A 15,557-nucleotide genomic window follows, 5' to 3' on the forward strand; every position below is an offset into this window, starting at 1 on the left:
ATGTCATTATTCACTAGCCAAGTTACCACCGGAATAGATGTGAGCGATCGTAAATTACGCTTAGCGCGCGTCCAGCGCCGGTATGGTAATTTTATTTTGCGCGCTTTTGCTGAATTAAATCTACCGGCCGGTATTGTTGCCAATGGCATCATCTTGAACCCGGCACAATTTGTTTTGGCGCTGAAGGAATTACCCAAGCATACGATTGGTACCCATTGGGCTAACCGCGATGTGCACGTCGGTTTGCCGGAACAAATTGCTTTTCTCACCACTGTGCCATTAGGTGAAGGTAATCGAGAAGTAGTCGAACAAGCCGCGCTTAAATCTATTCCCTTACCCGAAACTGACATGTATTTTGATTCTACGGTGGTGCGTCCATCTAAAACTGTTACCGTAGCCGCGGCTCGCCGTGACCAAGTGGATGTATTACTACATCAGTTTGCCGAAGCCCATTATGAAGTGGTTGGACTCCACGTTGAATCTGAGGCTTTAGCGCTGGCGCTATTACCCTATCCTCTCACTAAAGCGCCCATCACACTATTAGCCGATCTGGGTGCTGCGCGCAGTACCTTTGCCCTAGTGGGGCGCGGTTCGATTTATTTTACCGTGAGTTATCCCAGTATTATTAGTACCACCGGCATCATGGATCAGGCGTTAGCGGCCTCACTCCAACAGGCACTGCACTATGCCCAAGAACACTTTGCTCAAGTGGGAAAAATTCAACAACTAGTCTTGTGTGGCAGCGGGGCACATATTCCTAATATCGACCAGTGGTTACAACAAGTGGTACAATTACCCGTCGTGATTGGTAATGTTTTGACTCATCTCAAACCAAATCACGTCAGTGCCAAGCTTACTACCCCGGCCGCTTATGCGACGGCCATCGGTTTAGCGCTAAGTAATATCTGATATGTTAAATATCCTGCCCCCTGATCGTAAAGCCAATTTGCGCGGTAATCTGATCGCCCATCATGTGATGATTTATGTTAATTTAGCTTTGTTAGCCACTAGTCTGTGTGTGGGTTTAATTTACGCGAGTGATTGGATTTTACAATTGTGGTTTGAAACCAATTCCGTGACAATTAAAACTGATAGTATATCTGCCACTGACCAAACTGAGTTAAAAGACTTGGTGACAGACTTAAACCAATTAATCGGTAAAGTGGATCCTTTATTAAAAAAACCGGTGCACTCCACCGCTGATTTAGTCAGCATAATACAAGCCACTCCCACTGACATTAAGTTGCACTCGTTGCGGTTAGACTATACTACGAAAGCGCTGGAAATATCCGGTACTGCCACCTCACGTGACACCGCGGTGGCTTATCAACAAGCTCTGAGTGGTATTGCGGGTGTTAGTAATGTGAAATTACCGTTTGGTGATCTTAATCAAAAAGAGGCTATCACGTTTTCAATCAATGCCAAATATGAAACTCCCCCAACTAAAGCAAATCCATAAATCTTACTGGTACAGCTTAGGAGCTGTATTGGCGGTGGCCGCTGTCTGGTCATTGGTTATTATTCCTGGCTTAAATCGTTTACAAAACACCACTCAAGAAATATTAAGTGGTCAAAGTACACAATATAGCAGCGCTGATGCCACTGCTAAACTTATTGCGGTTTTACAAAGACGCCAAGACTTAGCATCTAATCGTGTTCGATTGAAATCCATTTTTATCGATCAAAATAATCCAGTGGTCTTTATCAGTCGCATTGAGGAATTAGCCAATATTCATCACCTCACCTTAGACACCAACTTAGAAGAGCCCGACGATAAACTCACATCAAGTTTGGATCTAACCGTCGCTGGACAGTTTAACGATGCCTTAGCATTTTATAATGATCTCACTCATGAACCAACTTTATTAACTATAAACAAAGTATCGCTTGATACACCAACCAACACCCCTGGTCTAATATCTTTAACACTTGAAGCCACCAGTTATTGGTATTAATATACATTTATGGAACGCTACTTACGTAATTACTTAAATCCCCTTGGCACTTTACTAATTTTATCCAGTTGTTTGGTGTTAGTGTGGTTTTTATACAGCACTGTCTATCAACCCTTGTTTAAGGTGACCGCTCCCACAGTTAGTGCCAGCGATTATACTGTGCAAACTGCTACCTTAAATCAAATCTTGTCACAACTTGACGCCCGCACTCAATCCACCATTGATACCTCAGTTGTGCCAAATCCTTTCACACCAACTTTGAGTGAATAATCTAGTGGTATTGGATTATTTAATAGCACTCGTCTGGATTTTCTTGGGTTATTAATCCAAGAGAAATAATATCATTTTCACTGGCGTATAAATACGGCAATTGATTGTGGGTAAACTCAACCAGCTCCTTAGTTTTTTTACCTTTCCACTTCTTGGTAATATCATTGATCAGTTCTGATTCTTTGGGTTTTATTTCTGATAAACCATTTTTTGCACCTGCCCTATCCTGCGTTACCTCGTAACCCATCGAATTCGATGGGTTTGAAATTTGGGTTATTGTATATATTTGTAATCCCAAGGTGTTAATTTTTTTCATCTTTGCTGGTTATTGATAGTAATTTCAGATAAAGGGTGTGGACAATTTGTCCACACCCTTTAAGACTAAGTTGTTGGCGCCGTCTCAGTTGTCCGATTTTTTCGTACAACTGACCCATGATTCGCAGTTGAAATAAAGTCTCAATTTCTATTGTGACACAATTGTGTCTAAATCCCTGTTTGGGTTAGCGCGATATGGAATACTGGAAAATGCTTGAGCGTTTACTGCGCTGAGATACTGGCTGTATTTGTCGGCTGTAATGTATTCCACACTCAAGATACGTTTGTGGTGGTTAGAAAACTTATTTAACAGCCCTTTGCGATACGTTCTATCCGATTTTGAGGAATGATAGAACAAGTCCTCTACTCCGATACAATCGATATTCCTCCAATAGATCGTTCGATATTTTTTCGAAGCATCATCAATAATGGATTCCCCATTTTGTGGACACACAATTGGCGCGTCTGCAGCTAAATGCTTACGGACTTTCTTAATGAGCCGCACCATGCGGTTGGCAGATACTGTAGTACCATACCCATGGTTATCCCAGTAGTCATAGCCATCAATAATATCTAAGTAGACTCCATCAAATCCTGCAGCATTAATCCGATCAATGTAGGGTTGCAATCCGGCATCCCACCAACCGGCTTGCCAATACTTTACTTTATAGTTCCCTGCCCAATCAGGATTTTCCGGGCCAAGCCAACTTGGGGCAGCTGTACTCCAAGCATTATCCCAATAGAAACGATAGTCCTCGGCCTCGCCTATAGAAAAATAGGCTAAGACAATTTTACCGCTGTCTTGCAGCTGTTGAATTTGACTTTGGGTATAGGCTGTATCGTCGGTACCGTCTTGAGCGTAATCGATCACCACAATGTCAAAATCAGTGGCGGCAATCTCAGAAATGTTGGCATCTTGCAGTTGATACAACCATGAATCTGCCTCAGTCAGGATCGGGTTGTCTGCTGCGCTAACTGCTGGGTTCAGTAGCAAGGCGAACAGTGTTCCACAAATTATTGCATATCGCTTCATACTCAAAGTATACTCTTCATGGAGACCATGGTAAATAAAAACACCTCAGAAACGAGGTGTTTGATAGTTGAGCCGTTGGTCGAGTTATCCACGTATTTGCAATATGCAAAAAATGCACATTGCCTATTTGGTAGAACAGGCCCATAATTACAAATATGAAAACACTACTGGCAATATTATTCATTTCCTTATCATTGCCAACTCTAGCTTCCGCCAAAACTGTGATCGTTGATCGGGTAATCGACGGTTATACCTTTGTTACTACGGATGGCGAACATGTCCGCCTGATCGGTGTAGATACTCCGGAAATAAACACCCAGGACTGTTATGCAAATAAAGCCAAAAATTATTTGGATCAAATTATTGGAGGTAAAGCAGTTACGTTAAAATTTGATCAAGACAGACGTGATCAGTATGATCGTCTACTTGCCTATGTCTATTACAATGGCTTCATCAATCGTAAATTACTACAAAAAGGTTACGGCACAGTTCTAACTGTTGAGCCTGATACTAAACACGTTGAAACATTTACTGAAGATCAAACCGTTGCTCAAGATAATGCCCGCGGTGTTTGGGGACATTGCGATGACATTATTGCCGACTTCCTACCCGGTGACGTTTCTAATGTCGGTGCTGAATCTATCACAACAGATCAAGCCACCATTACCTGGGAGGCTGCCGACTTAGCAACATCCTATGTACTTTACCATGGAGCTGATATTTTAGACTTAGGTAAAGTAACAGGGCTAACAGAGACATCGTATGTACTCACTGGATTAACACCAAGTACCAACTATTACTATCAAGTAATAGCAAAAAATAGTTTGGGAAATGGCCCAAAATCTAGTACTAACTTTTTTTCTACAGCAGAAGTGCCTACTGATAACACTGACGATACCAGTGATATCATCTGCAGCTCAGATGTCTATAACTGTTCGGATTTTTCAACGCAGACGGATGCTCAAAATGTTTATGACTACTGCATGATACAAGTTGGAAGTGATATCCACGGCCTTGATTCGGATGATGACGGTGAGGCATGCGAGACATTGCCTTAAATAGTTATTAACAATTATGGAATCTTCAATCAATCAAACCAACTTATTTAAAAGGTTAAATTTTTTCCAAAAAATAAAGGATTTAGATGAGCAGTGTCAAATTCAAGAAGAACAGCATAGCTCCAATGCAGCGCCGACGTGGCAACTTGAAAAGAAAATTTTATATTGGACATATTTAGGACACAAACGCCTTGGGTCTCCACTGAAATCTAAAGTGCATTTTGAGAATCCAAATTTCGCAGCTGAAGATCATTCAAAACTAGTAGACTTTTTGATCACAAGTGGTGAAATTAATGCAATAAAGGGACGTGGTAAGACTACACTCAATAATTTAGAGCAAAAGGGTTTTTGTGAGAAAACAGATGGCCCTAAAGAATGTGGTCCAGATGAAATGTGTTACATAATTACAAAAGATGGCCTTGAAATGGGAGCAGCTTTATGGGAATTTTGTACAATCAACGGTGATAACAATTTAAAATTGCATTGGAGATATCGATTTGGTTATTTTCTGATGTTATTAAGCATATATCTTATTTACATTTTTGCTGTATGTTTACTAATATTTGAAGTTTTGCAGAAAATAAACATGCAATCACATCTTGCTTTACTAAGTAATTCAATTGCGTCAAGATTTTCACCTGAACACCAAATCATAATCGACCAGGTACCGGCCATACTCAAAGATATTTACATTGGATCTGGAATTCTGACTACTGCTTTTTTAGTTATTGGCATGGTTTTTACCATACGTTATCCGGGATTCAGTAAACGACGCATCACAAAAATAAATGAAACTAGGAATCTGATACGTTCAACCTGGGGGAAAAAATAGAGCCTGCAATCAGATGGTGTCACATCTGGATATGTGTGTAGAGTTGGTTACTGTGCTTTTCTCAAAAGCTATTGACAATAATTTTATTCAGATCTACTATTGAGATGTAAATGTTGTAAGTCCCATTGAGGTGACTCAAATACCATTACGCCGCACTGATGACAGTATACCGATTAGGCACAATATTTCCCTCCGACTTTAAAACAGCAGAACGACCTAGCCATCACCTAACTTTATAACGCCAAGTGCTAGCATTCTTTGTTTAGTCTAAAGTACCAGGGATAGTTTGAACCAAAATCGAATTAGGCTTTGCCTTATGTAGCGCACTGTTGTTATTGCCAAGAGCGCGTTTTATCCAATCGGTAATCGTACCTTTACGATTATCCTGTTAAATTTACCCAATTCTATGCAACCCTATAAAAATCTCAGCGGTCAATCTGGCGTAAAAGCCTATGAATATGGCACTAATTACATCGTAGTCCAATTCAAAACGCAAAATATCAGCGATGGCTGTGATACCTACGAATACACCTACCGGAGTGCTGGCGCAATGTGCGTGAACGACATGAAACACTGCGCGGACCTCGGCGCCGGTTTGAACAGCTATATCAACCTACACGTACAAAAGCTGTATGCTAATAAGTGGTAAATCCACACCAGCATTCACTATTAACTATAACTTCCTACTTTTATGAACAAAATCAAAAATGACGCTCCTGGTATGAAGGGTCAGCGTTCACGTAATCAAGATGGCGAACTTCGCGGTAAACGTGGTGACACTCACATCGCTACAATTGAGAAAGAGTATAACCGGGATCTAGGTGTTCATGGAAATATGCACCTCAGAACTTACCTTGAGCAACATAACATTGAGTCATTGAATGATTTGATCACAGGAAGGTAACTTACTTTCTGGGTGTAACACCCCCCTAAAATAAGTCGGCAAGCATCGTAGTTAGTTAAATGTTGGTTTGTTACCCGCCTGTTTTGGCTTCGCCCCCAAAACTTTCGGACAGACGGATTTTGCGGCGTTTATAACTGTATCAAACCGCTGCTGCACCAAGTTAAGCAATGTTGTAAATTTATTAATTTCAGATTCCATATTTATACTTGTTAATATTATTCTCCACTCCAATCTTTACAAAGCACCTCGGCTTGTTCTAATACTGTTTTGGTAGCCAATTCTTGTTTATCTGGCGGATATTTATATTTGTTGAGAAGTTTCTTAACCAAGACACGGAGCTTGGCTTGAACACTTTGTTTGAGCGTCCAATCGATGGAAGTATTTTTGCGGAGCATAACTACAAGCTCTTGAGCAATCTTTTTCAATGTGTTGTCGCCTAATTCCATTACTGCACTATCGTTGGCACATAGAGCATCATAAAACGCTACCTCATCTTCGGTTAAATTTAAAGCACCTCCTCGTTCTTTTTCTTCCCTAATTTTTTTAGCTAACTCCACCAATTCCGCAATAACCTGAGCCGCTTCTATGGTCTGGTTTTGGTATTTTTTAATCGTCTCCTCGAGCATTTTGGCAAACGAGCGTGACTTAACCAAAAACTTCTTTTCCATTATGCGAATCTCGTCATTCAAGAGTCGCTTCAAAACTTCCAAAGCCACATTCTTGCGTTCCAATCCCTGCACTTCCTGCAAAAATTCATCAGACAAGACAGCAACATTCGGATTCTTTAATCCAGCCGCGTCAAAAATATTTATAACCTTATCCGAAGTTACGGCGTCAGAAACAATCTGCCTAATAGCCTGATCGTAATCTTCCATTGTCGGTCCACCAAGACCGCCAGTCTGTTCAAACTTAGCAATGAAAGCTCGGACAGTTTGAAAGAAGGCCACCTCATCACGAATATGTAAGGCCTCACTGCTCGGCACCGACAAAGCAAAGGCCTGCGACAATTCAGCGACACTCTGCAAATACCGTTTCTTGCCGTTTTCAATTCCCAAAATATGATCCATTGCCTTTCCCGAAATTTCTGCCTTATCTCGAGCTTTGTCAGAAAAATAACCGGAGTAATCAAAACCGTGATACATCGCCTTAACCGTCTCGTATTTTTCAAACATGATGCTAATAGCATCCTCTTGCTTAACGGTCGGTGCTTCTTTGCCTTCTTGTGTGTAATAGGAAAGAGCTTCCTTGAGCGATGGTGCGATGCCGAGGTAGTCAACAATAAGGCCGCCCGGTTTGTCTTTATAGACTCTGTTCACACGAGCGATTGCCTGCATTAGTCCATGACCCTGCATTGGCTTATCGATATACATCGTGTGCATTGACGGAGCGTCAAAGCCGGTTAGCCACATATCACGAACAATAACGAGCTTAAGTTCGTCCTTTGGATCTTTCATCCGATCAGCCAACAAATCTCGTTCCTCTTTAGTGTGGATATGTTTCTGATAATTTGCCGGATCACTAGCTGAGCCAGTCATCACTACTTTTATAAAACCTTTTTTAATATCATCGCTGTGCCACTGTGGTCGCAGTTTTATTATTTCGTCGTAAAGTTCAACGGCAATTCTTCGACTCATAGAAACAAACATACCTTTGCCATCCATAACACTAAGGCGAGCCTCAAAATGTTCAACCACATCCTTGGCAATAAGGGCGACTCTTTTCTCCGAGCCGATCATGGCTTCGAGGCGTGCCCATTTGCTCTTGAGTTTCTCTTTCTTTTCTACTTCTTCGCCCTCAGTCAATTCTTCAAATTCAGCATCAATCTTTGGAGTTATTTCTTTAAGCAGATCAATCTTGGCAAGTCGGGCTTCATAATAAATCGGCACGGTCGCCTTATCCTCCACGGCTCGAGTAATATCATACACATCAATATATTCACCAAAGACCGCTCGGGTATTTTTGTCTGATAATTCAATAGGTGTGCCAGTAAAGCCGATAAACGAGGCATTAGGCAAAGCATCGTGCATATGGCGAGCAAAGCCGTCTATAAAATCATATTGGCTACGATGAGCTTCATCGGCAATCACAATAATATTTTTACGGTCCGAAAGAAGCGGATGCTTATCACCTTTAATCTCCGGCATAAACTTTTGAATTGTAGTAAATACCACACCACCGGAAGCAACTGAGAGAAGCTTTTTGAGATCAGACCTATCTTGTGCCTGTTTGGGAGTTTGTCGGATCAAATCACTGCAATGAGAGAATACGCCAAACAATTGACCGTCCAAATCATTGCGATCAGTAAGTAAAACCAAAGTCGGATTATCTAAAGCCTGAATGATCTTGCCGGCATAGAAAACCATAGACAAAGACTTGCCGGAACCTTGCGTGTGCCAAACGACACCGGCTCGTCTATCACCATTGGCAGATGTCGCTTCGGCTGTTTTTTCAACGGCTTTATTAACCGCAAAATACTGGTGATATGCCGACAGTTTTTTAATCGTCTTGCTGACATTATTTTTTGAATCCTTTTCGCTTTCAAAGACAATAAAGTTTTTGACGATATCCAGTAGTCGCTCTTTAGCGAAAACTCCCTTGATCAGAATTTCCAAATCGTTGGTTTTAACAATCTTTTTGCCATCAACACTTTTCCAACCAACAAAACGATCCATATCAGCCGAGATCGTGCCAACAACTGCACTTTTAACATGATCCGCCAAAACGCAAATCTCGTTATAGGCAAACAAAGACGGAATCTCCGCTTTATAAGTTTGAATCTGATTGAATGCACTTTTGAGCGTAGCGTTTGCGTCGGCCGGGTTCTTTAATTCAAAAATAGCGATAGGTAAACCGTTTACAAAAATCATCACATCTGGACGGCGATTATGATTGTTCTCAACGACAGTGAATTGATTGACCGCCAGCCAGTCGTTATTGTTTAAATTCTTAGTATCAAAAAGATACACCTTGTCACCGGCGATCGTGCCATCCTCTCGAGCGTATTCAACATCAATACCTTCGGTCAGCATTTTATGGAAAATGTGATTGTTTTCCAAAAGATTGGGATTAGCATATGATAGATGTACTACTTTCTTAATAGCATTTTCTTGCGCTTCTATTGGAATGGCTGGATTAATACGCTGTATTGCTGAACGTAATTGATCAATTAAAACAACATCCTGATAAGACCCCCGCGCCGGAAATTCCCCATCCGGTGCCAAGTTTGGCCCATGAGCCACGTTATAACCAAGTTCATCAAACCATTCAAGAACGGCATCTTCTAAATCTGATTCGGTGTATTTGTAGTGATTCATAAAATTTTATGTATTTTCTTGTTTTAATTTTTGACCTCGTTTCTCGGCTTCTTGTATTGAGGACTCGACCTCCTTTTGAATCACTTTGTCGATACGATCCAGAGAGTCAAGATTTCTGGCGAAAGCTTTTTGTTCATTTTTATCGCGAAAGTATTTTAGCTTTGTTCCCTCGTGCTTCCATAAAAACCAATAGCCACGCTTTTTACGCAAATGGTCGTTATAAATTTTAACTTGAGTCATTATCTCAATGCCTTGTTTTATGAATCTGCTCACAAAATCATCTATTGCATTAGCAAACGATTCTAAATTAGCGGCAAACTCTTCTCGTTGCAGATTAGCATTAGGAGTTTGATTTTGCCTCATCAAGATAATATGCAGTTCATTTTTTCTCTGCAGTTCAGCAAAGTCATTTTTCAAACTGGCAACAGTTTCGCTTGTTTCCTTGATTCCGGCGTCTATCCACAAAATCTTATTATGTAAGTAGTAGCTCTTAACCTTAAAACTTGGCGCCTCTATATCTCGATAAGCATCACGCATCGTCGGAAAATTTATACTCTCGAGGGAAAAATGGTAAGGGTCAGTGACCGCCCTTATTTCAGTTATTAGTGTGCGTAATCTTGAAACAAAATATTGAAGTTTTTGTCGCGTTTTATATGTATCATCTAAGCTTCGAGTGACACTAATCTCAATCCGTCGCAAAAATTCCTTGCGCTCTTTCTTCTCTTCGGTGGCTGATTTAATCCAGAAACCAATCGCCGAAAGAATGACGGCCAGAAAAGGGCCGAGAGCACTACCAATCAATGTCTGCCATTTGTTTATAAAAACTTCCATAAATTTAATTTATCTTAGTCATCCACGGTTCATAAAATATTTTTCTGTAATCGCTGGTTGTGTCTGTAGGTAAGAGAGTATCAAATCCACCCTGATGAAGCAGGAGGTAATATTTCTTGCCTAATTCTTCAATAACATCAATCGCTTTATTTAAAGTCGTAAAACTGAAATCTTTATCAAAAGTGACAACGCCCTTGTCTACATGAGCAATCCGCTTATCACGATACTTTTTTATTTCTTTTGTATAAAAAACAAGATTCCCAAGATCAGCATATATAATTGTCGGATCAATAAAATCGAGATTGCCAAAATGTTCTTTAAAATGAATCTCACCAAATTTTTCATTAAGCGCGGTATTTTTATACTGGTCAGCGTACCACTTCTTTGTAATTTTTTCTGAATTATTAAATATTTTATTTAATAGATTAAATAGGCTTAAAGATCTTTCATCCTTATCAATTTGTCTACATATACCAAGAATTATATGCGAAACGTAGCCGGTTTTAATAAAATCATAAAAAGCATTTGTCGTATTTATTTTTGAGTTGTTAGTTACAATGTCAACAAATTCAGTATACATTTTCCGGTCCCACATCAAATCAGAAATATCATCAGTAATTTCTTTGATATCTTTTTTTAATGTCGCTATTAAGTTTGTGTCAATATCGCTCATATTCTTATTTCGAAATTTTAGGAAAGATTGTATCACTCGCGATTCCATTTGCGTGGACTCCGGTTAATAAACCTAGGTGATACCCGTTGCCCCAATTTAGTTGTTTGTATAGTGATTTCAAATGAGAATCAAATTCATTTTTCGTATTGAGAGCTACCATTGGCGTTGAATTTACCACGCATAACAATATTTTTATATCTGCCGTAACAGAGTCTAGCTGTTTCTTTTTACTATTTGCTTTATCTATAAAATCACGTCCAAACTTTGAGCCATTAAAGCTGGGATCAAAATTGACATAAACATTCAGTCTAGAATCTTTCTGCTGTTCGTGCGTTTGCGTAAGACAAAATACTTCTACGGCACATATTTTGTCTTTAAATTTTGCGGTAAAATCTGGCTGAGTAGTTTTCCCTGCTTGAAGTGGATTGATATTTGTAAAACCAAAATCTCGTAACCAAAATATAGACCTTAATTCCGCCAAAAAAGCTTCAAGGGCTTCAATGGTTATGTCGTTCGGTTTAAAATCTAGTCGTTGCAAGAGATCAGCAAACGACAAGCCAGTAATCTTACAGGCGTCATCCATCTGCTTTAAAATTATAGCCTTTACGTTTTGGTCAGCTAATCTAGAGTCTTTTGTTTTTGAATAAAGGTTGTTCAGGTAAACCGATAGATTGTTTTGAATTGAAACATCTTGTCCGGCTCTTATTTTTCCGCTCATCAAACGTGGGAGTAGTGAATCTCTGATTGTCTGAAGATTTTGTAATTCATCATTTAAAATTTGTATCTGGCTAAAAATTGGCTCGATGATGCCGTTGAATTTTTGTAAAATATCATCGGGTGCAATAGCCAACTTAAACTCATTTAAGCCCTTTATGCTTAGATGTAGAACTGTTGATCCGTTAGAATAACCAAAAAGATAATCCTGTGTTTCCTGTCGCATAAAAAGCGTATAGAGATAAGCCTTACTTATTTGCTGAGTTTTTGGTCTTAAGATGGAAATATCAAGACTTGCGACGAGATGTTCCGCATCATTAATATTTGGGACAATTGCCGGCTTACCCAAAACTTCCGCTCCCTGCGTTAAATCTGTCATAGCAACGATGATGTCACCAGCATTTAGAAGATGTTGTTTTTTGAATTCTCCAGCAAAACGCTTCGTGCCATCTGCTCTAAATCCTCCACCTCTTTCAAAGCATTTCAAACCGATCAAAAGATTTTTACCTCCATCATTTAAATCAGACCCTTTGTAAGATAATCCCTTATCGATATTTACAAAGTCGGTCATTAATCTTAATTGCCATTCATTTGGAATTTCGCCCAATTCCGACTCGATCATTTTTCCCTCACTGGTTTTATATGGTTTGCCGTTATTGTCTGGAAAATTAAAATCAATAAACCATCGTTTGAATAACATACTCACTGTCTTTTCTAAATTATCATTTATCTGACGATTAAGTTCTATTTTGTAATCAAGAGAGGAAAGAATTTCAGTAATTCTCTTTTGTTCTTGTTTTTGAGGAAGAGCCAAGACAATCTTTTTTAAACCATCAATTGTAAGTGCTGGCTGTGTTGAGCCAATTGCAGTTGATAAAATACTTCTTTGTCCAACAGGAGATCTTAGCCAATATTGAATATAAATAGGCCATATATTCTCTGCATAATTTCTAAACCACGTTAAATTACCATCTTTAAAATAGAATCTCTCATTTTTTCCTACTTGATAAGATACTCCCAATGTACCGACAGAACTCATTAAAATATCACCTTCTCTGGGAGCACCAAATTTATCTTCAATTTCAGAAAATCTTTTTTCGCTAATATATAATTGAGTAGATATGTCTCTATCACCGTTAGCTTTTTCTATTATCTCTTTGCCTCTATAAAATGGAACGCCGGAGTTAACATACTCCGACATAAAAATTCGCTTGCTGGAAGTTATTTCCAAAACATCGCCCAATGTTTTTACTTCCCATTCTTGTGGAATAGCTCCAACATTATTCTCTTTAAATTTTGTTGTTAAATTAGATGCCATATTTCTTATAATTCATTACTGCGAGATAGGAGATAAAAGCTCGTCCTTTCTGGGTAATTGAAACCATCGTTGTATCTACCTTATATTAAATCAGCTGATTGGTTATTAAAAATTGGATATATTGAAAAACAGTCCAGTCCTTAAGAAGCGTCAATGCGGTCTGTTGAGATTTTGTATAATGATCAGTTATGTAAGCAAACTCTACTTGAGGAAAGTTGTTGATCTTAAATAGTAAGTCAACCTGACTTGCAAAAATAATATTGTAAATTCTTTCAAAATCAAGTTCTATTTGTGCTCGTGTAAGCTTTTCAACTAGCTGTTGGGAGTTATCTTTCAATGCTGTGATTTCTGCTTCTTTGGTGGTCACTATTGCCTTAAAGTCTTCACCCTCATTTTGAGCAACAACAACATCTGTTTTTATTGTTTCTTGCTGTTGTGCTAATACACCATGAGCTTTTCCTTTGCCAACAAAAGGTATTTCCCACTCCTCCATTCTTTCAATAAGCTGAGCAATATTAACTCTAAAAGTAAATGCTATCAAAAGCACAACGACTGGCCATGCCAAAGCTCTGATATATTCCAATATGTTTTTTGCAAGTACGTCTGATATGTTTTTGAAAATGTAAAGAGAGCCAGCATAAAGTAGTATTAGAAAGCCAAAAAATATAATGACTTTTAAAACAATTACCGCTGATGATTTTATTTTCTCTTTCATATAATTATTTTATTTCAAACCCAATACTCTTGAGATTTTTCTTTATCCTATCCTCCAGCTCTTTCGACTGCTTAAACTGACCTGAAAGTTCGACTGTAATTTTAGTCATTTTATCTTCAAAAGTTCCGTAGTCTTCCTCTACATAATCCGAGCCGACATAACGGCCGGGCGTAAGGACAAACCCATTCTTTTCAACGTCTGCTATTTTGGCCGCTTTGCAGAAACCTTTTACATCTTCATACTTTCCTTTAGGAGTTCTCCAGGCATGATAAATGCCGGTAATCTTTTTCAAATCTTCATCGATAAGCTCTCGATTTTTGCGAGTAACCATCGTTCCCATTTTGCGAGCATCAATAAACAGAATCTCATCGTGGCGATTGCGGAATTTGTGATCATAGCGATCGCGAGAGACAAACCACAAACAAGCTGGAATCTGTGTCGTGTAAAACAACTGGCTTGGGAGAGCGACAATGCAATCAACTAAACCATTCTTGATCAAACCTTGTCTAATGTCTCCTTCGCCGGAGGTGTTAGTAGAAAGTGAACCATTGGCCAATACAAAACCGGCGATGCCAGTTGGAGCCAAGTGATGAATCATGTGCTGTATCCACGCGTAGTTGGCATTGCTAGCCGGAGGCACACCATATTTCCAGCGGACATCGTCTTTGAGTAACTGACCATTCCAATCGCTATCATTAAATGGAGGATTAGCCAAAATAAAATCGGCTTTTAAGTCTTTGTGTAAATCGTTATGAAAAGTATCAGCATTCTTTTCTCCGAGATTGGCTTCAATACCACGAATAGCTAAATTCATTTTTGCCAAACGCCACGTTGTTGGGTTTGATTCCTGACCATAAATAGCCAAGTCGTGAGTCTGACCACCGTGGGACTCAATAAACTTCTCGCTTTGTACAAACATACCACCGGAACCGCAACAAGGATCGTACACCCGTCCTTTGTAGGGCTCAATCATTTCTGTAAGTAATTTAACCACGCATTGGGGAGTATAAAACTGTCCTCCACCTTTACCTTCAGCTCCGGCAAATTTGCCGAGGAAATATTCATAGACACGACCGAGAACATCTTTGCTACGGCTGGCTTTATCGCCCAGGCCGATAGAACTCATAAGATCGATGAGTTCACCGAGACGAACTTTATCAAGATCAGGACGACCGTAGTTTTTAGCCAGTACACCCTTAAGACTCGGATTATCTTTTTCAATGGCGATCATGGCGTCATCTAAAAGTTTGCCGATCTCTGGTTTCTTAGCATTGGCTTTTAAATATTCCCAGCGAGCCTTTGTTGGCACCCAAAACACGCCTTCAGCAATATAGGCGTCTTTGTCTTCCTCCTGGCCTTCGTAATAGTCAGCATCGACTTTAATAACTTTGTAGACTTCTTCGAATGAATCAGAAATGTATTTGAGAAAAATCAAACCAAGCACCACATGCTTGTATTCGGCCGGGTCCATGTTGTTACGCATTTTATCGGCTAGAGACCAGAGTGTCTCTTCAAAGCCAACATTTGCACTGGTAGATTTAGTTGATTTCTTTCCCATGTCCCACCTATCCTACCACACTCCCCCCACAAATCAAATCAAAAAAACGCCGTACGAAGCATTTTGT

The 15,557-nt window shown here is 39.6% G+C and carries 17 protein-coding genes; 8 read left to right on the plus strand and 9 right to left on the minus strand.

Features of this window, described 5'->3' with window-relative positions; genetic code table 11:
- The 4 genes from pilM to WCV88_00975 are packed head-to-tail and all read left to right on the plus strand — an operon-like array spanning position 1 to position 2,225.
- Positions 1-909 (plus strand): pilus assembly protein PilM, encoded by a 909-nt coding sequence (gene pilM, locus WCV88_00960; GenBank protein MFA6474752.1) that lies wholly within the window; start codon positions 1-3, stop codon positions 907-909.
- A gap of 1 nt (position 910) precedes the next feature.
- Positions 911-1,459, plus strand: coding sequence for a PilN domain-containing protein (locus tag WCV88_00965; GenBank protein ID MFA6474753.1), 549 nt, complete (start codon positions 911-913; stop codon positions 1,457-1,459).
- Positions 1,428-1,955 (plus strand): hypothetical protein, encoded by a 528-nt coding sequence (locus WCV88_00970; GenBank protein ID MFA6474754.1) that lies wholly within the window; start codon positions 1,428-1,430, stop codon positions 1,953-1,955. Before WCV88_00965 ends, WCV88_00970 begins: the two co-directional genes overlap by 32 nt.
- Positions 1,956-1,964: 9 nt before the next feature.
- Positions 1,965-2,225 carry a hypothetical protein gene (locus WCV88_00975; protein ID MFA6474755.1) on the plus strand — a complete coding sequence of 87 codons (261 nt, stop codon included), beginning with the start codon at positions 1,965-1,967 and terminating at the stop codon, positions 2,223-2,225.
- A gap of 19 nt (positions 2,226-2,244) precedes the next feature.
- On the opposite strand, the gene WCV88_00980 is transcribed toward WCV88_00975, so the two are convergent.
- Together WCV88_00980 and WCV88_00985 are read right to left on the minus strand one after the other, a co-directional pair.
- Positions 2,245-2,541, minus strand: a complete 297-nt coding sequence (locus WCV88_00980) for a hypothetical protein (protein ID MFA6474756.1) — start codon at positions 2,539-2,541, stop codon at positions 2,245-2,247.
- A gap of 147 nt (positions 2,542-2,688) precedes the next feature.
- A complete protein-coding gene (locus WCV88_00985; protein ID MFA6474757.1) occupies positions 2,689-3,573 on the minus strand; it encodes an MJ1477/TM1410 family putative glycoside hydrolase in 885 nt (294 codons plus the stop codon).
- Between the two features lie 155 nt (positions 3,574-3,728).
- On the opposite strand from WCV88_00985, the gene WCV88_00990 reads away from it, so the two are divergent.
- The 4 genes from WCV88_00990 to WCV88_01005 all read left to right on the plus strand — a co-directional run bounded on the left by WCV88_00990 (position 3,729) and on the right by WCV88_01005 (position 6,367).
- The gene (locus WCV88_00990) at positions 3,729-4,631 is read left to right on the plus strand and encodes a thermonuclease family protein (GenBank protein MFA6474758.1); all 903 of its coding nucleotides are present in this window, start codon (positions 3,729-3,731) and stop codon (positions 4,629-4,631) included.
- A gap of 16 nt (positions 4,632-4,647) precedes the next feature.
- A complete protein-coding gene (locus WCV88_00995) occupies positions 4,648-5,463 on the plus strand; it encodes a hypothetical protein (protein MFA6474759.1) in 816 nt (271 codons plus the stop codon).
- Positions 5,464-5,869: 406 nt separating this feature from the next.
- On the plus strand, positions 5,870-6,112 hold the full coding sequence (locus WCV88_01000; GenBank protein MFA6474760.1) for a hypothetical protein: 243 nt from the start codon (positions 5,870-5,872) through the stop codon (positions 6,110-6,112).
- Positions 6,113-6,154: 42 nt separating this feature from the next.
- Positions 6,155-6,367, plus strand: a complete 213-nt coding sequence (locus WCV88_01005; GenBank protein MFA6474761.1) for a hypothetical protein — start codon at positions 6,155-6,157, stop codon at positions 6,365-6,367.
- 51 nt (positions 6,368-6,418) lie between these two features.
- On the opposite strand, the gene WCV88_01010 is transcribed toward WCV88_01005, so the two are convergent.
- The 7 genes from WCV88_01010 to WCV88_01040 form a co-directional block, all read right to left on the minus strand.
- Positions 6,419-6,565 (minus strand): hypothetical protein, encoded by a 147-nt coding sequence (locus WCV88_01010; protein MFA6474762.1) that lies wholly within the window; start codon positions 6,563-6,565, stop codon positions 6,419-6,421.
- A 17-nt stretch (positions 6,566-6,582) separates the two neighbouring features.
- Positions 6,583-9,681, minus strand: coding sequence for a type I restriction endonuclease subunit R (locus WCV88_01015; protein MFA6474763.1), 3,099 nt, complete (start codon positions 9,679-9,681; stop codon positions 6,583-6,585).
- A 6-nt stretch (positions 9,682-9,687) separates the two neighbouring features.
- Positions 9,688-10,512 carry a hypothetical protein gene (locus WCV88_01020; GenBank protein ID MFA6474764.1) on the minus strand — a complete coding sequence of 275 codons (825 nt, stop codon included), beginning with the start codon at positions 10,510-10,512 and terminating at the stop codon, positions 9,688-9,690.
- Between the two features lie 4 nt (positions 10,513-10,516).
- Positions 10,517-11,185 carry a hypothetical protein gene (locus WCV88_01025; protein ID MFA6474765.1) on the minus strand — a complete coding sequence of 223 codons (669 nt, stop codon included), beginning with the start codon at positions 11,183-11,185 and terminating at the stop codon, positions 10,517-10,519.
- 4 nt (positions 11,186-11,189) lie between these two features.
- Entirely contained in the window at positions 11,190-13,217 is a 2,028-nt protein-coding gene (locus WCV88_01030; GenBank protein MFA6474766.1) for a restriction endonuclease subunit S, read from the minus strand.
- A gap of 85 nt (positions 13,218-13,302) precedes the next feature.
- Positions 13,303-13,932, minus strand: coding sequence for a hypothetical protein (locus tag WCV88_01035; protein ID MFA6474767.1), 630 nt, complete (start codon positions 13,930-13,932; stop codon positions 13,303-13,305).
- 4 nt (positions 13,933-13,936) lie between these two features.
- Entirely contained in the window at positions 13,937-15,490 is a 1,554-nt protein-coding gene (locus WCV88_01040; protein ID MFA6474768.1) for a class I SAM-dependent DNA methyltransferase, read from the minus strand.
- Between the last annotated feature and the right edge of the window lie 67 nt (positions 15,491-15,557).

Source organism: Patescibacteria group bacterium (genome assembly GCA_041665365.1).
GTDB lineage: Bacteria > Patescibacteriota > Patescibacteriia > UBA9570 > UBA9570 > UBA9570.

Coding starts and splice junctions, on each gene's coding strand:
- WCV88_01040 (MFA6474768.1), bottom strand. CDS start 15,490: ATGGGAAAGAAATCAACTAAATCTACCAGTGCAAATGTTGGCTTTGAA.
- WCV88_01010 (MFA6474762.1), bottom strand. CDS start 6,565: ATGGAATCTGAAATTAATAAATTTACAACATTGCTTAACTTGGTGCAG.
- WCV88_00990 (MFA6474758.1), top strand. CDS start 3,729: ATGAAAACACTACTGGCAATATTATTCATTTCCTTATCATTGCCAACT.
- WCV88_01035 (MFA6474767.1), bottom strand. CDS start 13,932: ATGAAAGAGAAAATAAAATCATCAGCGGTAATTGTTTTAAAAGTCATT.
- WCV88_00970 (MFA6474754.1), top strand. CDS start 1,428: ATGAAACTCCCCCAACTAAAGCAAATCCATAAATCTTACTGGTACAGC.
- WCV88_01030 (MFA6474766.1), bottom strand. CDS start 13,217: ATGGCATCTAATTTAACAACAAAATTTAAAGAGAATAATGTTGGAGCT.
- WCV88_00965 (MFA6474753.1), top strand. CDS start 911: ATGTTAAATATCCTGCCCCCTGATCGTAAAGCCAATTTGCGCGGTAAT.
- WCV88_00985 (MFA6474757.1), bottom strand. CDS start 3,573: ATGAAGCGATATGCAATAATTTGTGGAACACTGTTCGCCTTGCTACTG.
- WCV88_01000 (MFA6474760.1), top strand. CDS start 5,870: ATGCAACCCTATAAAAATCTCAGCGGTCAATCTGGCGTAAAAGCCTAT.
- WCV88_01025 (MFA6474765.1), bottom strand. CDS start 11,185: ATGAGCGATATTGACACAAACTTAATAGCGACATTAAAAAAAGATATC.
- WCV88_00980 (MFA6474756.1), bottom strand. CDS start 2,541: ATGAAAAAAATTAACACCTTGGGATTACAAATATATACAATAACCCAA.
- WCV88_01005 (MFA6474761.1), top strand. CDS start 6,155: ATGAACAAAATCAAAAATGACGCTCCTGGTATGAAGGGTCAGCGTTCA.
- WCV88_01020 (MFA6474764.1), bottom strand. CDS start 10,512: ATGGAAGTTTTTATAAACAAATGGCAGACATTGATTGGTAGTGCTCTC.
- WCV88_00995 (MFA6474759.1), top strand. CDS start 4,648: ATGGAATCTTCAATCAATCAAACCAACTTATTTAAAAGGTTAAATTTT.
- pilM (MFA6474752.1), top strand. CDS start 1: ATGTCATTATTCACTAGCCAAGTTACCACCGGAATAGATGTGAGCGAT.
- WCV88_01015 (MFA6474763.1), bottom strand. CDS start 9,681: ATGAATCACTACAAATACACCGAATCAGATTTAGAAGATGCCGTTCTT.
- WCV88_00975 (MFA6474755.1), top strand. CDS start 1,965: ATGGAACGCTACTTACGTAATTACTTAAATCCCCTTGGCACTTTACTA.